The following is an 18215-nucleotide window of genomic DNA, read 5'->3' as shown; positions in this document are numbered from 1 at the left end:
TGGTGTGGGTCGCCCCCCTCGTTATCCCCCCAAGGAGACCCAGCGCCATGAACGCGATCCGCCCGAATTCGGCGATGGCCCGCGACATCGCCTTCCATATCCACCAGCAGACCGACCTGAAGGCCCACAAGGAGCAGGGCGGGACGCTGTTCACTAAGGGCGACGGCATCCACGTCTTCGACGAGAACGGCAAGGAGTATATCGAGGGCATGGCCGGCCTGTGGTGCGCCTCGCTGGGCTTCAGCGAGAAGCGCCTGGCCGAGGCCGCCTACAAGCAGCTCCTGCAGTTGCCCTACTATCACACCTTCTTCGGCAACGGGCACACGCTGGCGACCGACCTGGCCGAGAAGCTGATCTCGATGGCGCCGGTGAAGATGTCGAAGGTGCTGTTCCAGTGCTCCGGGTCGGAGTGCAACGACGCCGCCGTCAAGCTGATCTGGTACTACCACAACGCCATCGGCAAGCCGGAGAAGAAGAAGATCATCGGCCGCGAGCGCGGCTATCACGGCAACACGATCGCGTCGGTCAGCATCTCGGGCCAGCCGCACATGCGGGCCGGCTTCGACATTCCGCTGCCGGGTTTCGTGCATACCGACAACCCGAACTACTACCGCGGCCACGAGGAAGGCGAGACGGAGGAGCAGTTCTCCGACCGCATGGCCGCCAACCTGGAGAAGCTGATCCTGGCCGAGGGGCCGGAGACGGTCGCCGCCTTCTTCGGCGAGCCTGTCCAAGGTGGCGGCGGCGCCTTGACCCCGCCGCGCACCTACTGGGCCAAGATCCAGGCCGTGCTGAAGAAGTACGACGTGCTGTTCGTTGCCGACGAGGTGATCTGCGGCTTCGGGCGCACCGGCAACATGTGGGGCAGCCAGACCTACGACCTGCAGCCGGACATGCTGTCCTGCGCCAAGGCGCTGACGGCCTCCTACCAGCCGCTGTCGGCCCTCATGATCTCCGAGAAGATCTATGAGGCGATGGTGAAGCAGAGCGAGACCCATGGCAGCTTCGGCCATGGCTTCACCTACGGCGCCCACCCGGTCGCCTGCGCCGTCGCGCTGGAGACGCAGAAGATCTACGAGGAGCGCGACATCGTCGGCCATGTGAAGGCCGTCAGCCCGGCCTTCCTGGGCGGGCTGGAGAAGTTCAGCCAGCATCCGCTGGTGGGCGACGTGCGCGGTGTCGGCCTGATCGCCGGCGTCGAGCTGATGGCCGACGGCGCCAAGCGCGTGCCGTTCCCCGCGGCGCGCAAGGTCGGCAACCTGGTGATGGCCAAGGCGGCCGACCATGGCCTGATCGTGCGCGCGATCGGCGACCGCATCGCCTTCACCCCGCCGCTCATCATCACCGAGGCGGAGATCGCCGAGATGCTGAGCCGCTTCGGCAAGGCACTCGACGACGCCTATGCCGTGCTGAAGTCCGAAGGGGTGGCCAAGGCCGCCTGATCTGCCGGCGGGTCCCTGGCAGGCCGCCGGGGACCCGTCCAATAGAAGATAAGAATGTCAGTTGGGAGAGACGCCATGATCGAAGTGCGGAACATCGAGACCGCGCCGGGCCTGGTTTTCGACGTGTCGGTGGCCGGTCCCGAGGACGGCGAGATGGTGCTGATGCTGCACGGCTTCGTGGTGTCGCGGCACTACTGGAATGCCCAGGTCGAGGCGCTGGCGGCGGCCGGATACCGTGCGGTCGCCCCGAACCAGCGCGGCTATGCGGCGGGCGCGCGGCCCGATACGAACGACTTCGAGCAGTACCGCATGGAGCGGCTGATCAAGGATGCCTTCGACATCGTCGACCGCGTCGGCAAGCCGGGCCAGCGCTTCCACCTTGTCGGCCATGACTGGGGCGGCAGCCTGTCGTGGGAGATGGCCGACCAGCAGCCGGAGCGGATCATCAGCCTGTCCATGTTGTCGCGGCCGCATCCGCAGTCGTTCCTGCGCGCCATGGCCCTGCCGGACGGCGTCCAGGCAAAGCTGTCCGGCCACCACACGGCCTTCCTCGACCCCGCTGCCGGCGACCGGCTGATGGCCGACAACGCCAAGTGGATGCGCGACCGGCTGACGCGCAACGGCGTGCCGCCCCACAAGATCGAGGAGCACATGGGCGTGCTGGGCAACCGCCCGGCCCTGGAGGCGGCACTGGCCTGGTATCGCGCGCGCGGCGTCCACCAGCCGGTCGGCCCGACCAAGGTACCGACCCTCTTCATCTGGGGCGACGCCGACGACACGGTGGGTCGGGTCGCGGCCGAGGGCACGGCCGAGTTCATCGACGCGCCCTACACCTTCATCCATCTGCCGGGCGTCGGCCATTATGCCGCAGACCAGGTGCCGGACAAGGTGAACGCGGCCCTGCTGGCGCATATGGCGAAGTATCCGGCGTGAAATGACAGGGTGGCGGGGACCGGCCGGATCAGGCTCTCAGCGCGGCGTCGAATGCCGCGACCCGATCCATGAGAGCCTGCATCGCGTCGGGCTCGATGTCGCCGCGCCGGGCGGCGGCCACGGCCAGGTCGACGTGGCGGCGTAGCGTCCGGTGTCGATCCGGGCGTGGCTCGGCGGCCGCGACGGCGGCAATCACCTCCACCAGGTGGATCAGGACGGAGGCTGACCGCTCCGCGTTCTGGCGCAGCGTGTTGAACATGGCATCGGCGAGCCCGTCATAGGTGACGGCCGGGCGGCACAGGACGACCCGGCCGTCGCGCCGGAACATGCCATTCGGCAGGTGGCGGCCGGCCAGCTCGCACAGGCCGGCGCCCAGTCGATCCAGCACGGCGTTGGCCGTCTGCGGGTCGTTGATGCCGGGGGAGAGTGCCCGGATCGCGATGTCCGCCAACTGGCGGATTGCGAATTCGAGGTCGGCGGTGGCCACGCGCCGGCCGCCCACGGCCGTGGCTGTCACCAGTGCCTGCTCCAACCCTGCCACCGGCTGCGAGGACTCAAGAACGGTGGTGCCGGGAAAGACATAGTGGCCCGGCCGGACAGTGAGCCGAAGGTCGACGCCCTTGTCGCGTGCCCAGTCGGCCAACCACGCGTCATCCAACTGTTGCAGGTAGCCTTGCAGCGGATGGCAGGCGCGATCCGCCGCAGCCCACGACGGGGCGGTTTCATCCGGCCCGGCTTCCTCGGTGGTCAGTCGGGAGATGGACTGTCGCAGCTCGGCATGGACGAGGTCGATCACCGTATCGACGTTGATGCGGGTCGCCATGTGGTGAACGAAGTACACGAGCATGGCGATGCATAGGAACGCCAGGCTGATCGACACGGTGACGGCCAGGTGCGGGACGAAGGCCCCTTCGTCGGACCCGCGCACCGCGCGGAGCACGATGAGCGAGAAAGCAAACGTGCCGAGGAAGACCCCGAGCGTCGCCTGATTGCCCCGGTCGCGGGTGAAGTTGCTGAGCAGTCGCGGCCCCATCTGGCTGGATGCCAGGGTCAGCGACGCTATCGTGATGGAAAAGATGGTGCCCGCGACCCCGATGGTGGAGGCCGCCACGGCGCCGAGCAGGGTCCGCGCGCCGGCGCCGCCACCGCTGTAGAGCCAGCCATCCAGCAGCCAAGCGGGAATCAGGCCTGAGCGCTCCAGGTCGACCAGACCTTCGCCGAGCGCCAGCCCCAAGGCCACGATCAGCGCCGGAAGGAGCCAGAAGCTCTCGGCCAGGTCGACCAGTAATTGTCGAACCTGCGACCTCATCGGTTCCTATCCGCGCGCTTGTCGATCATGCGCGGTTGCAATGCGCGCCGACCGGATCGGTTCCCGGCTACACCGTCCCGATCGCGTTCGCCGGCGAGCCGACCGCGCCCGGCAGGCGCAGCGGCGGGGCGGTCAGGAGGAAGCGGTAGCGGCGGTGGGCGCGCAGCCAGTCGGCCAGCGGCGACAGGTGCCAGATCTCTCCCAGATGGACGCCCAGCTTGAACAGGCAGTGGGCGTGCAGCGGCAGGGAGCAGCAGGGGTCGTCGGTGGTATCCAGGGCCGGCTGCTGCTCGACCGCATAGTTGTCGGCGATGAGGGCGACCAGCTTGCTGTCGGTGATCCATTGCAGCAGCCGCTCGTCGCGCCCATCCAGCGTGGCGCAGGACCGTTCCAGCTTGGCGGCGTCCGGTTTCTTGTTCATCGACAGGATCACGTCGGAATAGCCGGTGCGCAGGCAGACCATGTCGCCCGGCTCGACCGTGACGCCGTCGGCATCCATCGCGCGCATGAGCTGGTCGTAGCCGACCACCGTGCGGTCCCAGCCATAGTGCGTCAGCAGGTCGATCATGACCGCGCGGCCCTGGACGCACTTCTCGGCCATGTTCTCGATGCCGAGCTTGGTCGCGCCGGGGGCGTGAGGCCGCGGGATCTCGTCGCCGTCGCGATACTCGATCGGGCCGATGATGTGCTCCCAGGCGCGGAAGCCGTTGTAGTAGACCATCTCCGCCCGGCCATCGCCGTCGGCGTCGAACTCCTGCCCGACATGGGCGAAGCTGTCCCACTGCGTCGAATATTGCAGGTGGATGAGGGCCGCATCGTCGCTGATGACGTCGATCAGCGAGCGGTTGGTGAGGCGGAGCGGGAAGTTGAGGTTCGGCTTGCCGTCGCGCAGCGTCGGCTGGAGCTTGGGCGGGTGGCGCCGCGGGTTGACCTTGGCCTCGCCCGGATAGTCGAGCGGCAGGGAGAGGCAGAAGGGGATGCCCTCCTTCACCTCCGCCATGCCTTTCTTCACCTGCTCGGGCGTCAGCAGGTTCAGCCGCCCCAACTGGTCGTCCGGGCCGAACTCGCCCCAGTTGGAGCCTTCGGGGCGGTTCTTCCAGCGCGGATTGGTCGACATCGGGGTGTCCTTCTTGGGCATGGGAAGCGGAGGAGTACGGCCCGCTTCACTTGCTGAGGGCCGCCAAGTCTTGGCTTGCGTCTAGTAACGGCGGCCTTCATCGCGCATCAGCACAATCTCATCTATCGAGAAAATGTATCCACTTTGCGCGATCTTCGCGCGCAGCACCATCAACGCTTCTACGGCTGCGCGCGCAGCCGCCACATCATGCATTGGCTTGCACTCCTGGGCGGCATCCGAAGGGCGGTCGATCATGGCGGCAATATGAAACGTGTCTCGGACACCGTTCAAGCGTCAGTGAGCTCAAAACAGCTTCATCAGCTCGACCCGGTCGTGCAACGGGTCGGGCGGGCCGTCATAGATCTTGCGGCCGGTCTTCAGCACCGCGACGCGGGATGCGATCGGCAGGCTGTACTTCACGTTCTGCTCGACCATCAGGATGGTCGTCCCCATGGTCCGGTTGATGAAGGCGATGGCCTCCATCACCTTGTCGACGAGGTTGGGGGCAAGGCCGATCGAGGGCTCGTCCAGGATGACGAGGCGGGGCGCGTGCATCAGCGCCATGCCGATCGCCAGCATCTGCTGCTGGCCGCCCGACAGCGTGCCGCCGATCTGCGAGGCGCGCTCCTTCAGGATCGGGAACATGCGATAGATGCTCTCCAGCCGTTCCGGCAGCAGCGACTTGTCGGGCTCGACGAAGGCGCCGAGGTCGAGGTTGTCGCGCACCGAGAGCGTGCGGAAGATGCCGTGGCCCTGGGGGATGAAGGCGATGCCGTCGGCGACGTTCTGGGCCGGGCTGCGGCCGGCGATGTCGCGGCCCTCGTAGCGGATGCGGCCCGCGGTCGGCGGCAGCAGGCCGAAGAGGGAGCGCATGAGGGTCGTCTTGCCGGCGCCGTTGTGGCCCAGCACCAGCAGGATCTCGCCCTGGCCGACCGTGAGGTCGACGCCGTGGACGATCTGCTTGCGGCCATAGCCGGCACCGATGGCGGTCGCCTCGAGCATGATCTGGCTCATTTGAAGTACCGTTCCGCCAGGACCGGGTCGGCGATCAGCGTCTCGGGCGTGCCCTCGGCGATCTTGCGGCCCTCGTCGAGGAACACCGCCCAGTCGCAGAGGCCGCGGATGACGTCGAGGTTGTGCTCGATGATGCAGATCGTCTTGCCCTGTTCGGCCAGCCGCCGGATGATCGGGAAGATGCCCTCCATCGTGCCGGGGTCGAGGCCGGACAGCGGCTCGTCGAACAGCAGCACCTCGGCGCCTGTCGCCAGCAGGCGGGCGATCACCAGCAGCTTCTCCTCGGCATAGGACAGGTTCTCGGCCAGTTCGCCCGCCTGGCCCTCCAGCCCGACGAAGCGCAGCACGGCCATGGCCCGGCCGAGATTGGCGCGTTCCTCGGCGCGCACGATCCAGGGCAGGAAATAGACGTGGAACAGGCCGTCGCCTTTCTGCCGGGGCAGGGCCACGCGGACATTGTCCAGCACCGTCATCTTGCGGAAGAGCTTCAGGTCCTGGAACGAGCGGGCCATGCCGGCGCGCACGATGTCGTGCGGCGCCCGGCCGGAGATGACGGCGTCGCGGAAGCGCACCGTGCCGGCGTTGGGCTTGAGAAAACCCGTCAGCAGGTTGAAGGCGGTGGTCTTGCCGGCACCATTGGGGCCGATCAGGCCGATGATGCGGCCGCGTTGCAGGTCGATCGAGAAGTCGCGCACGGCGACGATGCCGCCGAAACTCTTCATCAGGTCGCGCCCCTCGACCGTCACCTTGCCGTCGGCCGCAGCCGACGGTGCCAGGTCGCCCAGCCCGTCCTCGCCCAGGCCGGGCGGGACGCGCGCGCGTTTGGCGTCATGCTCGGGCAGCAGCCCTTCGGGCCGCAGCCGCAGCATGACGATGAGGATGACGCCGTAGAGCACCTGGCGCAGCTTGTCGGCGATGTCGGCCGGCAGGTCGACGAACTTCAGCAGCTCGGGCAGCACCACCAGGATGGCCGCCCCCAGCACCGAACCGGCGAGGTTGCCGGTGCCGCCCAGGATCACCATCGCCAGGATGTAGATGGTGGTCTCGATGGTGAAGGAGATGGCGCTGACGAAGGCGATGTAGTGGGCATAGAGTCCGCCCGCGACCGAGGCGATCCCGGCCGAGACGGCGAAGACGATCAGCTTCATCGCCACCACGTTCTTGCCGACTGCCTGGGCGGCGGCCTCGTTCTCGCGCATCGCCCGCAGCGCGCGGCCGAAGGGGGACGCGCCCAGCCGCCACGCCGCCCATAGCGAGAGCGCAGCCACCCCCGCTGCCATCGGCAGGAACCGGCCGGCCGTATCGAGCGCGACGCCGGCCACGACGATGCGCGGGATGCCGCCGATGCCCTGCGTCCCGCCCGTCAGCGCGGTCCAGTTCAACATGACCGCGACGGCAATGATCTGCAGGGCCAGCGTGATGATGACGAGATACTCGCCGCCGACCCGCAGCGCCGGCAGCCCGATCGCCAGCCCGACCAGGGCGGCCAGGCCGATGCCGATCAGCAGCGGCCAGGGGAATGGCAGTCCGTACCCGGTGGTCAGGATCGCCGTGGTATAGGCACCGACGCCGAAGAAGGCCGCGTGCGACAGCGCGAACAGGCCCGAGAAGCCGATCAGCAGGTTGAACGAGCCGGCCAGGATCGCATAGAGCGCGACCATGACCAGGATATGCAGGAGGTAATCCATGCCCGGCCGCCCCTAGCGCACGCGCCGGCCGAACAGGCCGCTCGGCTTGAACAGCAGGATCAGGAACAGGACGACGAAGGCGATGGTCGACTGCCACTCGGTCGGCAGCTTCCACATGCCGATATTCTCGACGATGCCCACGGCATAGCCGCCGATGATCGCCCCCTTGAACGACCCTATGCCGCCGACGATGACCGCCACGAAGGCCATGAAGACGGCGATGAAGCCCATGTGCGGCGTCGCCCCCTCCTTCAGCAGGATCAGGATGGCGGGTACGGCCGCCACGGCCGAGCCTACGGCAAAGGCGATGATCGACACGCGCACCGTGTCGATGCCGATGATCTGCGCCATCTCGCCATTGTCGGTCATCGCCATCAGCGCCTTGCCGTGGCGGGCCAGGCGCAGGAAGGCGAAGAGCAGGCCGGCGATGACGGCCAGTGCCGCCACCTGCCAGAGCTGGATCGAGGTGACGACGACCGGCCCCCACAGAAAGATGTCCGGGCTGATGCCGGGGATCACCTTGGTGTCGGTGCCGAAGGCAATGCCGATCAGGTTCTCCAGCGTGATGAAAAGCCCGAGCGAGGCGATGAGGACCACCAGGTGCGAGCTGCCGCGCCGCTCGAACGGGCGGTAGAGCCAGAGGTAGGAGAGGACTCCGGCCGCGGCCGCGGCCGCCACCCCGCAGACCGCCGCTAGCAGCACCGGCAGGCCCAGCATGGTGGCCGTCGCCCAGCAGCCATAGGCGCCGACCGCGAAGATCGGCCCATAGGCGAAATGGGTGATCTTCGTCGGGCCGAAGATGATGCCGAAGCCGACGCCCAGCAGCGCGTAGTGGCTGCCGTTGATGACGCCGTTCACGAGGAGCTGGAGGATGAGGTCCATCGGCACCGATCGCTGCACCGGGTGCAGGCAGAGTGGGGCGGGCGGAGACGGCGGCCATGACGGCCGCCGCCGGATGAACGGGGAAGGCGGCGGCCGGCCGCCTACTTCAGGTCGACGAACTTCTGGAACACGCCCGTGCCGCCCTCGACCTTGAAGAGGCCGACGCGCTTCTGGGCGACGCCATTCTCCTGGAAGGTCATCTGCCCGCCATAAACGCTGTCGATCTTGGGGTTTTCGTAGAGCGCTGCCTTCAGCCGCTCGCCGTTCAGGTAGTCGCCGCCCTTCTTGCGCGACCGCTTGGCCAGCTCGGCCGCCATGTAGACGCCCTCGTAGTAGTTGGCGCCGTAGAACTCCGGCGCCTGGCCCCAGCGCTTCTCGTAGGCGGCGGCGAACTGCTTCGACCAGGGCTGGTCGTCGGACGGCTTGAAGTAGTCGTTGATGTAGAGGAAGCCCTCGGCCGTGGCGCCCGCCACCTTGGCGTCGTTGGCGGTGAATTCTACGCCGATCACCGGCTGCTTCATGCCGAACTCGCGCACACGCTTGACCGCCAGCCCGACCTCCGGCGTGAACATCCACATGCCGACGACGTCAGGGTTGGCCGCGCGCACCTTGGCGACCTGGGTGTCCATGTTGGTGGCGCCCTGCGGCACCGCCTCGGTGGCGACGATGGTGCCGCCGCCCTTCTTCCACACCGGCTCCGCCGAAGAGACGATGTAGTCGCCGACATCGTTCTTCCAGTGGAGCTGGCCCATCTTCTTCAGCCCCATCTCCTGGGCGACCTGGAGCGCGCCCAGGGCTAGGTCCGAGCTCAGCGAGCGGTTGTGGACGATGTATTTCGAGGCGCCGACCATCTTCACGCCGACGCCGCCGCCATTGATCAGGAAGATGTTGTTCTGGTCGGCGATGGGGGCGATGCCGAGCGTCGGCCCGGTGAAGGACGTCATCACGATCTTGGTGCCGTGCAGCGACATCAGCCGGTTGATCGCGGCCACGCCCTCGGCCCCGCCGGCGCCCTTGTGGTCCTCGATCACCGCTTCGAGCTTGATGCCGTCGACGCCGCCCTTGGCGTTGATCTCGTCGACCGCCAGCCGCATGCCCTGGGACATGACCTGGCCGTACCAGCTCGCCTGGCCGCTCATGGCGAAGATGGCGCCGATCTTGATGACCGGCGGATCCTTGGGCGCGTCCTGGGCGGTGGCACTTCCAGCCATCGCAAGCACGGCCGCCGTCGCGAGAATCGAGAGACGTGTCATGGCGCTCCTCCGGTCGTCGGCATCGTTGAGATTGCCCGCGGTTGTAGTGCCGTTGGCCGGCACATACCGCTTGGTATGTTCTGACCGTAGGGTGGCGAAGCCCCCGGCCAATGTCAAACGGCGCGAGTGGCATCTGTTCGCCTGCCCGATGGCAGCGTAGGTTGGCCCGCATCCCTTCCGAAGATCGTCCGCAGGCTTGATCGCCGACCCCTGGTTCTACTGCCTCGCCATTCCGGCCCTGCTGTTCGTCGGCGTCTCCAAGGGCGGCCTTGGCGCGGGCGCCGGCATCCTGTCCGTGCCGCTGCTGTCGCTGGCGATCCCGCCGACGCAGGCGGCCGGCATCATGCTGCCCGTGCTCTGCGTCATGGACCTGATCGGGCTCTGGAGCTATCGCGCCAGCCATGACGGCGCCAAGCTCGTCTTCCTGTTGCCGGCGGCGCTGATCGGCATCGCGCTGGGCACCATCACCTTCGGCTGGCTGTCGGAGGCCGGCATCCGGCTGGTGATCGGCGCCATCGCCGTCCTCTTCGTGCTGCGCCACGCGGCAGGCATGCTGGGCCGCGACCATGCCCGGCACCGGCCGCCGCCCGGTCGCCCGGCCGGCATCTTCTGGTCGGCGATGGCTGGCTACACCAGCTTCGTGGCCCATGCCGGCGGTCCGCCCCTGTCCGTCTATCTGCTGCCGCAGAACTTGCACAAGACGGTGTTCGTGGGCACCACCGTCGTCTTCTTCGCGGTCGTCAACTACGCCAAGCTGGCGCCCTACTGGTGGCTGGGGCAGCTCGTCCCGGGCAACCTCGCGACGAGCCTGGTGCTGCTGCCGCTGGCGCCGATCGGCATGGGGCTGGGCTTCTGGCTGCACCGGCGGATCGACCCGGTGATGTTCTTCCGCATCTGCCACGGGCTCTTGCTGGTGACGGGCGTCAAGCTGGTCTGGGACGGGCTGCGCGGGCTGGCGGCATGAGCGACAACGAAACCCGGAGCGGCAGCGACAACGAGCCCCAGAGCGACGGCGAGCGCCGCGGCCGCCTGGTGGGTGCCGCCTTCATGGTGCTGGCGGGGCTGCTGTTCATCACGCTCGACATCATCGCCAAGGTGATGGTGGCGCACTACCCGGTCATGCAGGTGACCTGGGGGCGGTACTTCTTCCACCTGCTGCCGATCGTGCTGCTGTTCGCCGCCCGCGGGCAGTTCCGCATGGTGCGCACGACCCGGCCGGCGTTGCAGCTTGTGCGTTCCTCATTGCTGCTGTTCGCCAGCGCGCTCTTCGTGCTGGCGCTGCGCTACATGCCGCTGGCCGACGTCATCACCCTCAACCATTCGAGCCCGCTGCTGGTGACCGCGCTGTCGGTGCCGCTGCTGGCCGAGAAGGTCGGCTGGCGCCGCTGGGCGGCGGTCATCGTCGGCTTCGTCGGGGTGCTGGTCGTGGTGCGGCCGGGCTTCACGGAAATGCATTGGGCGGTCGTCCTGCCGCTGATGACGGCCACGGCGATGGCCTTCTACAACATCTCGACGCGGATGCTGGCGGCCACCGATTCGCCCATGACGACGATCTTCTATACCGGCCTCGTCGGCACGCTCGTCTCGACCCTTTGGGTTCCCTTCGTGTGGGCGGTGCCGGACCTCTGGGGCTGGGCCGGCCTGGTGGCGATGGGCGTGCTGGGCTTCGTCGGCCACCTGGCCTACATCCACGCCTTCCGGCATGCGGCGCCGGCCTTCCTGGCGCCGATGAGCTATCTCGGGCTGGCCTGGGGCACGCTCGCGGGTTGGGCGCTGTTCGGCCAGTTGCCCGACCTCGGCACCTTCATCGGCATGGGCATCATCGCGGGCAGCGGGCTATACATCATCTATCGCGAATCGATCCGGCGCCGGCAGCGGCAGCCCTGACCTGGGATCGATCCGGCGCAGCGAGCCATTGATCCCATATCCGATCCCCGCAGAAGGACCGATGTCATGTCCCGCCTGAAGCCAATCTTCCTCGCCGCCTCCCTGCTGCTCGTGCCCCTGGCCGCCCATGCCGCCGACCGGGCAACCGCCGCCATCGTCGGCGCCGGCGGCAAGGCGCTGGGCAGCGCCACGCTGATCGAGGCGCCGACCGGCGTGCTGATCCGGGTCGAGCTGGCGGGCGTGCCCGCCGGCGCCAAGGCGATGCACATCCACGCCGTCGGCACCTGCGACGACCACGACCACGGCTTCGTCGCCTCCAAGGCGCATCTCAACCCGTCGGGCCGCAAGCACGGCCTGCTGAACCCCGAGGGGCCGGACGCGGGCGACCTGCCGAACATCTTCGTTGCCGCCGACGGCAAGGCGACGGCGGAGTTCTTCACCACCCTGGCATCGCTGGCCGGGACCGGCGGCCGAGCGGCCATCCTCGACGCCGACGGTGCCGCACTCGTCCTCCATACCGGTGCCGACGACCACACCACCCAGCCGATCGGCGGGGCCGGTGCCCGCATCGGCTGCGGCGTGATCAAGGCGGCGCCCTGAGCGCGATAGGTTACCAAGCGGACACCGGTGGTGGGCAACGCCCACCATCGATCCCGCCGGAACCCCGGCCGGTGATGGAGACGACGATGACCCAGCCCCTCGACCCCGCGGTCCTGCCGGCCGGCATCCGCTCGCGCCTCGTGCCGGGCATCAACGGCCTCGCCATGCACATGCTGGAGGCAGGGTACGAGGGAGAAGGACGTCCGGCGCTCCTGCTGCTGCACGGCTTCCCCGAGCTGGCCTATAGCTGGCGCAAGGTGATGCTGCCGCTGGCGGCGGCGGGCTATCACGTCATCGCCCCGGACCAGCGCGGCTATGGCCGCACGACCGGCTGGGACGCCGACTACGATGGCGACCTGGGCTCGTTCCGCTTCATGAACCTGCTGCGCGACGCCATCGGCTTGGTATCGGCCCTCGGGCACTGCAAGGTATCGGCCGTCATCGGCCATGATTTCGGCGCTTCGGTGGCGGCCTACGCCGCACTGGCCCGCCCCGATCTGTTCGGCGCCATGGTGCTGATGAGCGCGCCCTTCGCGGGCGCGCCCTCCATCCCCTTCGACACGCTCCGCAAGCCGCAGCCGCCGGCCGCGACGGCGGACATCCATGCGGCACTTGCGGCACTCGACCGGCCGCGCAAGCACTACCAGTGGTACTATTCCGAGCGGCAGGCCAACGCGGACATGTGGCACCCGCCCCAGGGCCTCCACGCCTTCCTGCGCGGCTATTACCACTTCAAGAGCGCGGACTGGAAAGCGAACCAGCCGTATCGCCTGGCCGGCTGGACCGCGGCCGAACTGGCCAAGATGCCGACCTACTACATCATGGACCGCGACCGCGGCATGGCCGAGACCGTGGCGGCCGAGATGCCCAGTCCGGCCGAGGTCGCGGCCTGCGGCTGGCTGACCGAGGCGGAGATGGCAGTCTATGCGGGCGAGTTCGCCCGCACCGGCTTCCAAGGCGGCCTGCAATGGTATCGCTGTCGAACGGACGGCCGCTTCGATGCCGAGCTGGAGGTCTTCGCGGGCAAGACCATAGACATCCCATCAGCCTTCATCGCCGGGCGCAGCGACTGGGGAATCTACCAGCGCCCGGGCGCGATCGAGGCGATGCAGGAAAAGGTCTGCACCCGCATGCTGGGCTGCCACCTGATCGAGGGCGCGGGCCACTGGGTGCAGCAGGAGCAGCCGGCCGAGGTGAGCCGGCTGCTGCTTGCGTTCCTCAAGGAAGCCGGCGTCTGACCTCGAGCCGGCTCAAGGCTCGATCGTCTTCCAGAACGTGTCCTTCAGCACGATCTTGCCATCGCGGAAGTGGAAGATGTCACAGCCATGCAGGTCGAGCGTGGCGCCGGTGCGCTGGTTCGTGCCGGTCACCGTCCAGTAGGAGACGCCGCGGTCGCCTGCGACGAAGCGATACTGCGGGTTCCAATACATGTCGGGGATGTAGGAGAAGCGGTCGCGCAGGAAGACGCCGATGGCTGCCTTGCCCTTCAGCTCGATGCCGGTCTTCGTCGGCCCGCGGGCGGTGAAGAAGACGCCATCCTCGGCGAAGTAGGACAGGATGCGTTCGACATCGCGGCTGTTGAAGGCGGCCTCGATCTCCATCACCAGGGCCTCGGTCACGGCGGTCATTCGCGGGCTCCCCGAAAAATCAGTCCAGGCCATTCGATCATTGTCGGCGGCCGCGATCAACGCCGATGGCGCGGCGGGCCGTGTGCGGGGTAGCATCGCCGCCGGTTTCGACAGGGTCTCGAGGAAGCAGCCATGGCGCGTAGCGGGTTCACCAGGAAGAAGGCCGAGGCCGGGCTGCAATGGACGCTGACGGCGACCGGCGATGCCATCATCGGCCACCGCACCCGCCATCTCGACCGGGCAGAGGACCCGGGCTACCACGATCTCTGCCGGCTGATCCGCGGCGTCGACATCGCATCCGTCAACCTGGAGACCAACGTCTTCGACATGGCGACTTTCACCGGGTCGCCCGGGGCCGAGCGCGGGGGTAGCTATCTGGTCGCCCCGCCGAAGGCGCTGGAGGACTTGGCCCATATGGGCTTCCACCTGTTCGCGCGCGGCAACAACCATGCCTGCGACTGGGGGATCGAGGGGCTGCGGGCGACCGCGCGGGTGCTGGACGGGCTGGGCCTGCCGCATTCCGGCTGCGGCGAGAATCTGGGGCAGGCGGGCCGCGCGGTCTATCTCGACACCAATGCCGGCCGCGTCGCCATGCTGAGCCTGACCACGACCTATCCCGCCAGTCATCGGGCCGGCGCCCAGCGCGGCGACGTGATGGGCCGGCCCGGCGTCAATGGCGTGAAGGTCAAGCGCAAGCTGGAACTGGACCCCGCCAGCTACAAGGCGCTGGCGGCCGCCCAGGTGGCCCAGGGCAACCCGCGATTCTTCCACAACCTCAACTTGCCCCTGGCCGAGGGCACCGAGACGCGCATCGTCGAGTGGCTGGAGCCGCGTGACGTCGACCGGGTGCTGGGCGAGATCCGCAACGCCGCGGCCTTCGCCGACATCGTGCTGGTGAACGGCCACACCCATGAGCCGGCCAACCAGGTGACAGCCACGCCCGACTGGCTGGTCGCCTTTGCGCGCGCCTGCATCGATGCCGGTGCAACCGCCTATCTCGGCCATGGGCCGCACCAGCTACGCGGGATGGAGGTCCATGCCGGGCGGCCGATCTTCTACAGCCTGGGCAACTTCGTCTTCCACCGCGACACGACCGAGCCGGTGCCGGCCGAGCAGTACGAGGTGGTCGACCTGCCGGGCGATACCTCCATGCCCTACGAATACTATGCCGCGCGCACCGCCAAGGGCGCCTCGCTCAACTTTGCCGACGCCGCCTTCTACGAGACGGTGCTGCCGATCCTGCGCTTCGAGGGGACGGCGCTGGCGGGCATCACCTTCCATCCGGTCGAACTGTCGCAGGCGCTGCCGCCCGGCCGCCGCGGCACCCCGCGCCTGGCCGACAAGGCGACCGGCGAGCGCATCGTCGCCCGGCTGGCCGAACTCTCGCGACCCTTCGGCTGCACCATCGAGTGGAAGAACGGGACCGGCATCTGGCGGCCATAACAAACTGGCCATAATAAACTGGAAGGAAACGGCAGCATGGGACACGGCATCAAGGCGCTGGTCTTCGACGTCTTCGGCACGCTGGTCGACTGGCGCAACTCGGTCGCCCGCGAGGGTGAGGCATGGGGCGGGCCCCGCGGCCTTAAGGTCGACTGGTACGCCTTCGCGGACGCCTGGCGCGGCGCCTACCACCCGTCGATGGACAAGGTCCGCAAGGGCGAGCGGCCCTGGACGATCCTCGACATCCTGCACCGCGAGACGCTCGACCGGCTGCTCGACCAGTTCGGCATCACCGGCCTGACGGAAGACGAGAAGGACCACTGGAACCGCGTCTGGCACCGCCTCACGCCCTGGCCGGACACCGTGCCGGGCCTGCTGGCGCTGAAGCCGAAATTCATCCTGGCGACCGCGTCCAACGGCAATGTCGGGCTGCTGCTGAACATGGCCAAGAACGCCGGCATGCCGTTCGACACCATCCTGTCGGCCGAGCTGTGCCAGCACTACAAGCCCGACCCGGTGATGTATCGCAGCCTCTATACCTTCCTCGGCCTGAAGCCGCACGAGGTGCTGATGACGGCGGCGCACAATTCCGACCTGGTCGCGGCCTCCAAGCAGGGCCTGAGCACGGCCTTCTTCCCGCGGCCGACCGAATACGGTCCGGCGCAGGAGAAGGACAAGAAGGCCGAGCACGACTTCACCTTCGTGGCGACGGACCTGATCGACCTGGCGCGCCAGCTCCGCGCGATCTGAAAGGGGGGCGGCTCAGCCCGCCCGCCGCAGCGCGATCCGCTTCAACCGCTCCAGCGTGGCGACGGCGCCGGTCACCCGGCCGTCGGCGTCGCGCCGGAAGCGGAAAGTGTGGCGATGGGCGATGCCGGGGGCGGCCGGTTCCACCAGGAACAGGTCGCGGCCGAGCGGACGCATCACGAAGCGGCGCCCGCGGTCGCCGCCCGTGCCGTAGCTGATCTCCAGTCCGCCACCGGCCACATGCACGACATGGCGGCTGGCGATGTCCACCCCGTCATAGGCGCCGGCATAGTCGCCCGGATCGAACGCGCCCGGCACCACCGGTGCCAGCACCATCGGCTCGCCACCGAGGTCGAGGTCGAGCGTGCCATCGGCCTGGAACCGGCCATCGGCATGGATCATCGCCCCCAGATCCTCGACCCCGCGGAAGCCGTCGCCGGTGGCGGCGATGCGATAGCTGGAGCCGACGGTGTCCAGCACGCCGCCCGCGACGCGAACCCATTCGCCGCTGTCGGGGCAGGCATATTCGCCGTCGCGGCCTTGCGGCAAGGGCATGGCCGACGGCGCTGTCGGCAGCAGGATATCCAGCATCGCCGGCACCATCTGGCCCGGCGTCCGGTCCTCCCGGTTGGACAGGAACACGATGCCGATGCCCTGCTCGGGCAGCAGGGCCATGCCGGCCTTATAGCCGGGCTGCGTCCCGAAATGGCCGATCACCCGGTGACCGCGCCAGGCGCGCAGGAAGAGGCCCAGCCCGTATCGCAGGGGCTGGCCGGAGGCGAGCGTTGTTGGTCGCGCCATCTCGTCCAGCGCCGGCACGGCGCCGGCCAGCAGTGCCGTCGCCCAGCAGCAGAGGTCGTTGAGGGTCGAGGTGACGGGGTCGCCGCAGATGCCCAGGATGTCGGTGGCGCGCCGCCACCGGCCCCCATCCAGCACATAGGGCTCGGCCAGGCCGGGCAGGGGGATGCCGTCATGGTGACGGTCGACGGTGCGCGACAGCCCGAGCGGATCATAGACGGCGGCGCACCGTGCGGCGTCGGCGCTGTCATGGCCGAGACGGCGCAGGATCTCGTCGGCCAGGACGAAGTTGACGTTGCCATACATGTAGCGCCGGCCGGGCGGGGCGCTGGTGCGGCCGCGTGCCAGGGCCAGGGCCAGCAGGTCGGCGGCGCGCCCGGGGGCCGGATGCCAGATGCCGCGCAGGCGGTCGATCTCCAGCACGTCGTCGAGCCCGCTCGTCATCGACAGCAGGTGGCGGACGGTGACGGGCCGGCCATGATCGGGCGCCGGCATCTCGGGCAGATGGCGGCGGATGTCGTCATCCAGCGACAGCCGCCCGGCCGCGGCCGCCGCGACCATGGTCGCGGCGGTGAAGGGCTTGCTGAGCGACACCAGATGAAAGCGCGTGTAGGCGTCGATCGGCGTCCCCTGCGACAGGCTGGCCAGTCCCGCGCAATGCCGCCAGGCCACGCGGCCGCCGACAATGGCGGCAGCCGCGATGCCGGGCTCGTCGGCGGCAATGGCGACCAGGCGGTCGAGCGCCGCTTGGTCGATCGCCACTTGGTCGATTGGGGGCGCGCTCACTCGCGCATCGCCCGCGCCTCCTTGGCGGCCGGTCGGTCGTAGCAGCGGTCGAGCCAGCCCTTCACCGCCGGAGTGGCGCCGAGGTCGGCCCACAGCAGGCGATACATGACGGACGCGAGGTTCAGGTCGGCGACCGTGAACTGCTCGCCCAGCAGGTAGCTGCGGCCGGCCAGCGCCTTGTCTAGTGCCGCCAGCTTCGGCGCCAGGGTCGCCAGCGCCTTGGCCGCCACCGCCGGGTCGCGCTTCTCGGGCGGCAGGACCGTGGTGTTGCGCGCCCAGTCGAGGATCGGGAAATCGAGCTCGGTGGCGCCGAACAGCGACCACTGCCAGGTGCGGGCCTCATCCTCCAGCGCGGCGGGATAAAGCGTGCTGCCCGCCCGCTTGGCCAAGTACATGTTGATTGCCAGCGATTCGAACAGCTTGAAGTCGCCGTCGGCGATCACCGGCACGCTGCCGAGCGGGTTCACGGCCAGGAATTCCGGCGTCTTGTTGCTGCCGTCGAAGCCGATCTGCACATGGTCGTATTCGAGGCCCAGCTCCTTGGCGGCCCAGAGGACGCGGAAGGCGCGGGAACGGGCGACGCCGTAGATCTTCAGGTCGGGCATTGGGATGGTGCTCCGCGGGATGGCGTTCGGCGGGTGGGGCGCTCGGGGCCGAACCGCCCTATGATGGCGTGAAAGATGGGAGG

General features: G+C 68.5%; 18 protein-coding genes. 8 read left to right on the top strand and 10 right to left on the bottom strand.

Annotation, left to right across the window (positions count from 1 at the left end):
- The first annotated feature begins 47 nt into the window (after positions 1-47).
- Positions 48-1442, top strand: a complete 1395-nt coding sequence (locus STVA_RS14140; protein ID WP_123688563.1) for an aminotransferase — start codon at positions 48-50, stop codon at positions 1440-1442.
- 75 nt (positions 1443-1517) lie between these two features.
- Entirely contained in the window at positions 1518-2375 is an 858-nt protein-coding gene (locus tag STVA_RS14135) for an alpha/beta fold hydrolase (protein ID WP_170216339.1), read from the top strand.
- Positions 2376-2403: 28 nt separating this feature from the next.
- On the opposite strand, the gene STVA_RS14130 is transcribed toward STVA_RS14135, so the two are convergent.
- From STVA_RS14130 to STVA_RS14105, 7 genes are all read right to left on the bottom strand, one after another.
- Positions 2404-3684, bottom strand: coding sequence for a DUF2254 domain-containing protein (locus STVA_RS14130; RefSeq protein WP_123688561.1), 1281 nt, complete (start codon positions 3682-3684; stop codon positions 2404-2406).
- A gap of 67 nt (positions 3685-3751) precedes the next feature.
- Positions 3752-4801 (bottom strand): cyclase family protein, encoded by a 1050-nt coding sequence (locus STVA_RS14125; RefSeq protein WP_123688831.1) that lies wholly within the window; start codon positions 4799-4801, stop codon positions 3752-3754.
- Positions 4802-4882: 81 nt separating this feature from the next.
- Positions 4883-5056 carry a hypothetical protein gene (locus STVA_RS27675; RefSeq protein WP_170216338.1) on the bottom strand — a complete coding sequence of 58 codons (174 nt, stop codon included), beginning with the start codon at positions 5054-5056 and terminating at the stop codon, positions 4883-4885.
- A 48-nt stretch (positions 5057-5104) separates the two neighbouring features.
- Complete coding sequence (locus tag STVA_RS14120) at positions 5105-5815, bottom strand: ABC transporter ATP-binding protein (protein ID WP_123688560.1); 711 nt, start codon at positions 5813-5815, stop codon at positions 5105-5107.
- Positions 5812-7503 carry a branched-chain amino acid ABC transporter ATP-binding protein/permease gene (locus tag STVA_RS14115; protein WP_123688559.1) on the bottom strand — a complete coding sequence of 564 codons (1692 nt, stop codon included), beginning with the start codon at positions 7501-7503 and terminating at the stop codon, positions 5812-5814. Before STVA_RS14115 ends, STVA_RS14120 begins: the two co-directional genes overlap by 4 nt.
- A gap of 12 nt (positions 7504-7515) precedes the next feature.
- A complete protein-coding gene (locus STVA_RS14110; RefSeq protein WP_123688558.1) occupies positions 7516-8385 on the bottom strand; it encodes a branched-chain amino acid ABC transporter permease in 870 nt (289 codons plus the stop codon).
- 101 nt (positions 8386-8486) lie between these two features.
- Entirely contained in the window at positions 8487-9638 is a 1152-nt protein-coding gene (locus tag STVA_RS14105; protein WP_123688557.1) for an ABC transporter substrate-binding protein, read from the bottom strand.
- Positions 9639-9834: 196 nt separating this feature from the next.
- Here STVA_RS14105 and STVA_RS14100 point away from each other — a divergent pair, with 196 nt between their 5' ends.
- From STVA_RS14100 to STVA_RS14085, 4 genes are all read left to right on the top strand, one after another.
- Positions 9835-10602: a sulfite exporter TauE/SafE family protein gene (locus tag STVA_RS14100; protein WP_123688556.1), complete on the top strand. Its 768-nt coding sequence runs from the start codon at positions 9835-9837 to the stop codon at positions 10600-10602.
- Positions 10599-11525 (top strand): DMT family transporter, encoded by a 927-nt coding sequence (locus STVA_RS14095; protein ID WP_123688555.1) that lies wholly within the window; start codon positions 10599-10601, stop codon positions 11523-11525. The genes STVA_RS14100 and STVA_RS14095 overlap by 4 nt, the downstream gene beginning before the upstream one ends.
- Before the next feature lie 66 nt (positions 11526-11591).
- Positions 11592-12125, top strand: a complete 534-nt coding sequence (locus STVA_RS14090; RefSeq protein ID WP_123688554.1) for a superoxide dismutase family protein — start codon at positions 11592-11594, stop codon at positions 12123-12125.
- An 86-nt stretch (positions 12126-12211) separates the two neighbouring features.
- On the top strand, positions 12212-13363 hold the full coding sequence (locus STVA_RS14085) for an alpha/beta hydrolase (RefSeq protein WP_123688830.1): 1152 nt from the start codon (positions 12212-12214) through the stop codon (positions 13361-13363).
- Positions 13364-13375: 12 nt separating this feature from the next.
- On the opposite strand, the gene STVA_RS27670 is transcribed toward STVA_RS14085, so the two are convergent.
- Entirely contained in the window at positions 13376-13753 is a 378-nt protein-coding gene (locus STVA_RS27670) for a nuclear transport factor 2 family protein (RefSeq protein ID WP_170216337.1), read from the bottom strand.
- Between the two features lie 132 nt (positions 13754-13885).
- Between STVA_RS27670 and STVA_RS14075 the strand changes: the two genes are divergently transcribed.
- Together STVA_RS14075 and STVA_RS14070 are read left to right on the top strand one after the other, a co-directional pair.
- On the top strand, positions 13886-15196 hold the full coding sequence (locus STVA_RS14075; protein WP_123688552.1) for a CapA family protein: 1311 nt from the start codon (positions 13886-13888) through the stop codon (positions 15194-15196).
- A 36-nt stretch (positions 15197-15232) separates the two neighbouring features.
- Positions 15233-15946 carry a haloacid dehalogenase type II gene (locus STVA_RS14070; protein ID WP_123688551.1) on the top strand — a complete coding sequence of 238 codons (714 nt, stop codon included), beginning with the start codon at positions 15233-15235 and terminating at the stop codon, positions 15944-15946.
- Positions 15947-15958: 12 nt separating this feature from the next.
- Here STVA_RS14070 and STVA_RS14065 read toward each other — a convergent pair whose 3' ends face one another.
- Positions 15959-17527: a serine hydrolase domain-containing protein gene (locus STVA_RS14065; protein ID WP_170216336.1), complete on the bottom strand. Its 1569-nt coding sequence runs from the start codon at positions 17525-17527 to the stop codon at positions 15959-15961.
- Complete coding sequence (locus STVA_RS14060) at positions 17524-18132, bottom strand: glutathione S-transferase family protein (protein WP_123688549.1); 609 nt, start codon at positions 18130-18132, stop codon at positions 17524-17526. The genes STVA_RS14065 and STVA_RS14060 overlap by 4 nt, the downstream gene beginning before the upstream one ends.
- Between the last annotated feature and the right edge of the window lie 83 nt (positions 18133-18215).

Source organism: Stella humosa, assembly GCF_006738645.1.
GTDB classification, from domain to species: Bacteria; Pseudomonadota; Alphaproteobacteria; order ATCC43930; family Allostellaceae; genus Allostella; species Allostella humosa.
This window is presented reverse-complemented; position numbering and strand designations above follow the sequence as displayed.

Coding starts and splice junctions, on each gene's coding strand:
- STVA_RS14105 (WP_123688557.1), bottom strand. CDS start 9,638: ATGACACGTCTCTCGATTCTCGCGACGGCGGCCGTGCTTGCGATGGCT.
- STVA_RS27670 (WP_170216337.1), bottom strand. CDS start 13,753: ATGACCGCCGTGACCGAGGCCCTGGTGATGGAGATCGAGGCCGCCTTC.
- STVA_RS14120 (WP_123688560.1), bottom strand. CDS start 5,815: ATGAGCCAGATCATGCTCGAGGCGACCGCCATCGGTGCCGGCTATGGC.
- STVA_RS14060 (WP_123688549.1), bottom strand. CDS start 18,132: ATGCCCGACCTGAAGATCTACGGCGTCGCCCGTTCCCGCGCCTTCCGC.
- STVA_RS14090 (WP_123688554.1), top strand. CDS start 11,592: ATGTCCCGCCTGAAGCCAATCTTCCTCGCCGCCTCCCTGCTGCTCGTG.
- STVA_RS14075 (WP_123688552.1), top strand. CDS start 13,886: ATGGCGCGTAGCGGGTTCACCAGGAAGAAGGCCGAGGCCGGGCTGCAA.
- STVA_RS14110 (WP_123688558.1), bottom strand. CDS start 8,385: ATGGACCTCATCCTCCAGCTCCTCGTGAACGGCGTCATCAACGGCAGC.
- STVA_RS14140 (WP_123688563.1), top strand. CDS start 48: ATGAACGCGATCCGCCCGAATTCGGCGATGGCCCGCGACATCGCCTTC.
- STVA_RS14095 (WP_123688555.1), top strand. CDS start 10,599: ATGAGCGACAACGAAACCCGGAGCGGCAGCGACAACGAGCCCCAGAGC.
- STVA_RS14085 (WP_123688830.1), top strand. CDS start 12,212: ATGACCCAGCCCCTCGACCCCGCGGTCCTGCCGGCCGGCATCCGCTCG.
- STVA_RS14135 (WP_170216339.1), top strand. CDS start 1,518: ATGATCGAAGTGCGGAACATCGAGACCGCGCCGGGCCTGGTTTTCGAC.
- STVA_RS14130 (WP_123688561.1), bottom strand. CDS start 3,684: ATGAGGTCGCAGGTTCGACAATTACTGGTCGACCTGGCCGAGAGCTTC.
- STVA_RS14125 (WP_123688831.1), bottom strand. CDS start 4,801: ATGTCGACCAATCCGCGCTGGAAGAACCGCCCCGAAGGCTCCAACTGG.
- STVA_RS14115 (WP_123688559.1), bottom strand. CDS start 7,503: ATGGATTACCTCCTGCATATCCTGGTCATGGTCGCGCTCTATGCGATC.
- STVA_RS14070 (WP_123688551.1), top strand. CDS start 15,233: ATGGGACACGGCATCAAGGCGCTGGTCTTCGACGTCTTCGGCACGCTG.
- STVA_RS27675 (WP_170216338.1), bottom strand. CDS start 5,056: ATGATCGACCGCCCTTCGGATGCCGCCCAGGAGTGCAAGCCAATGCAT.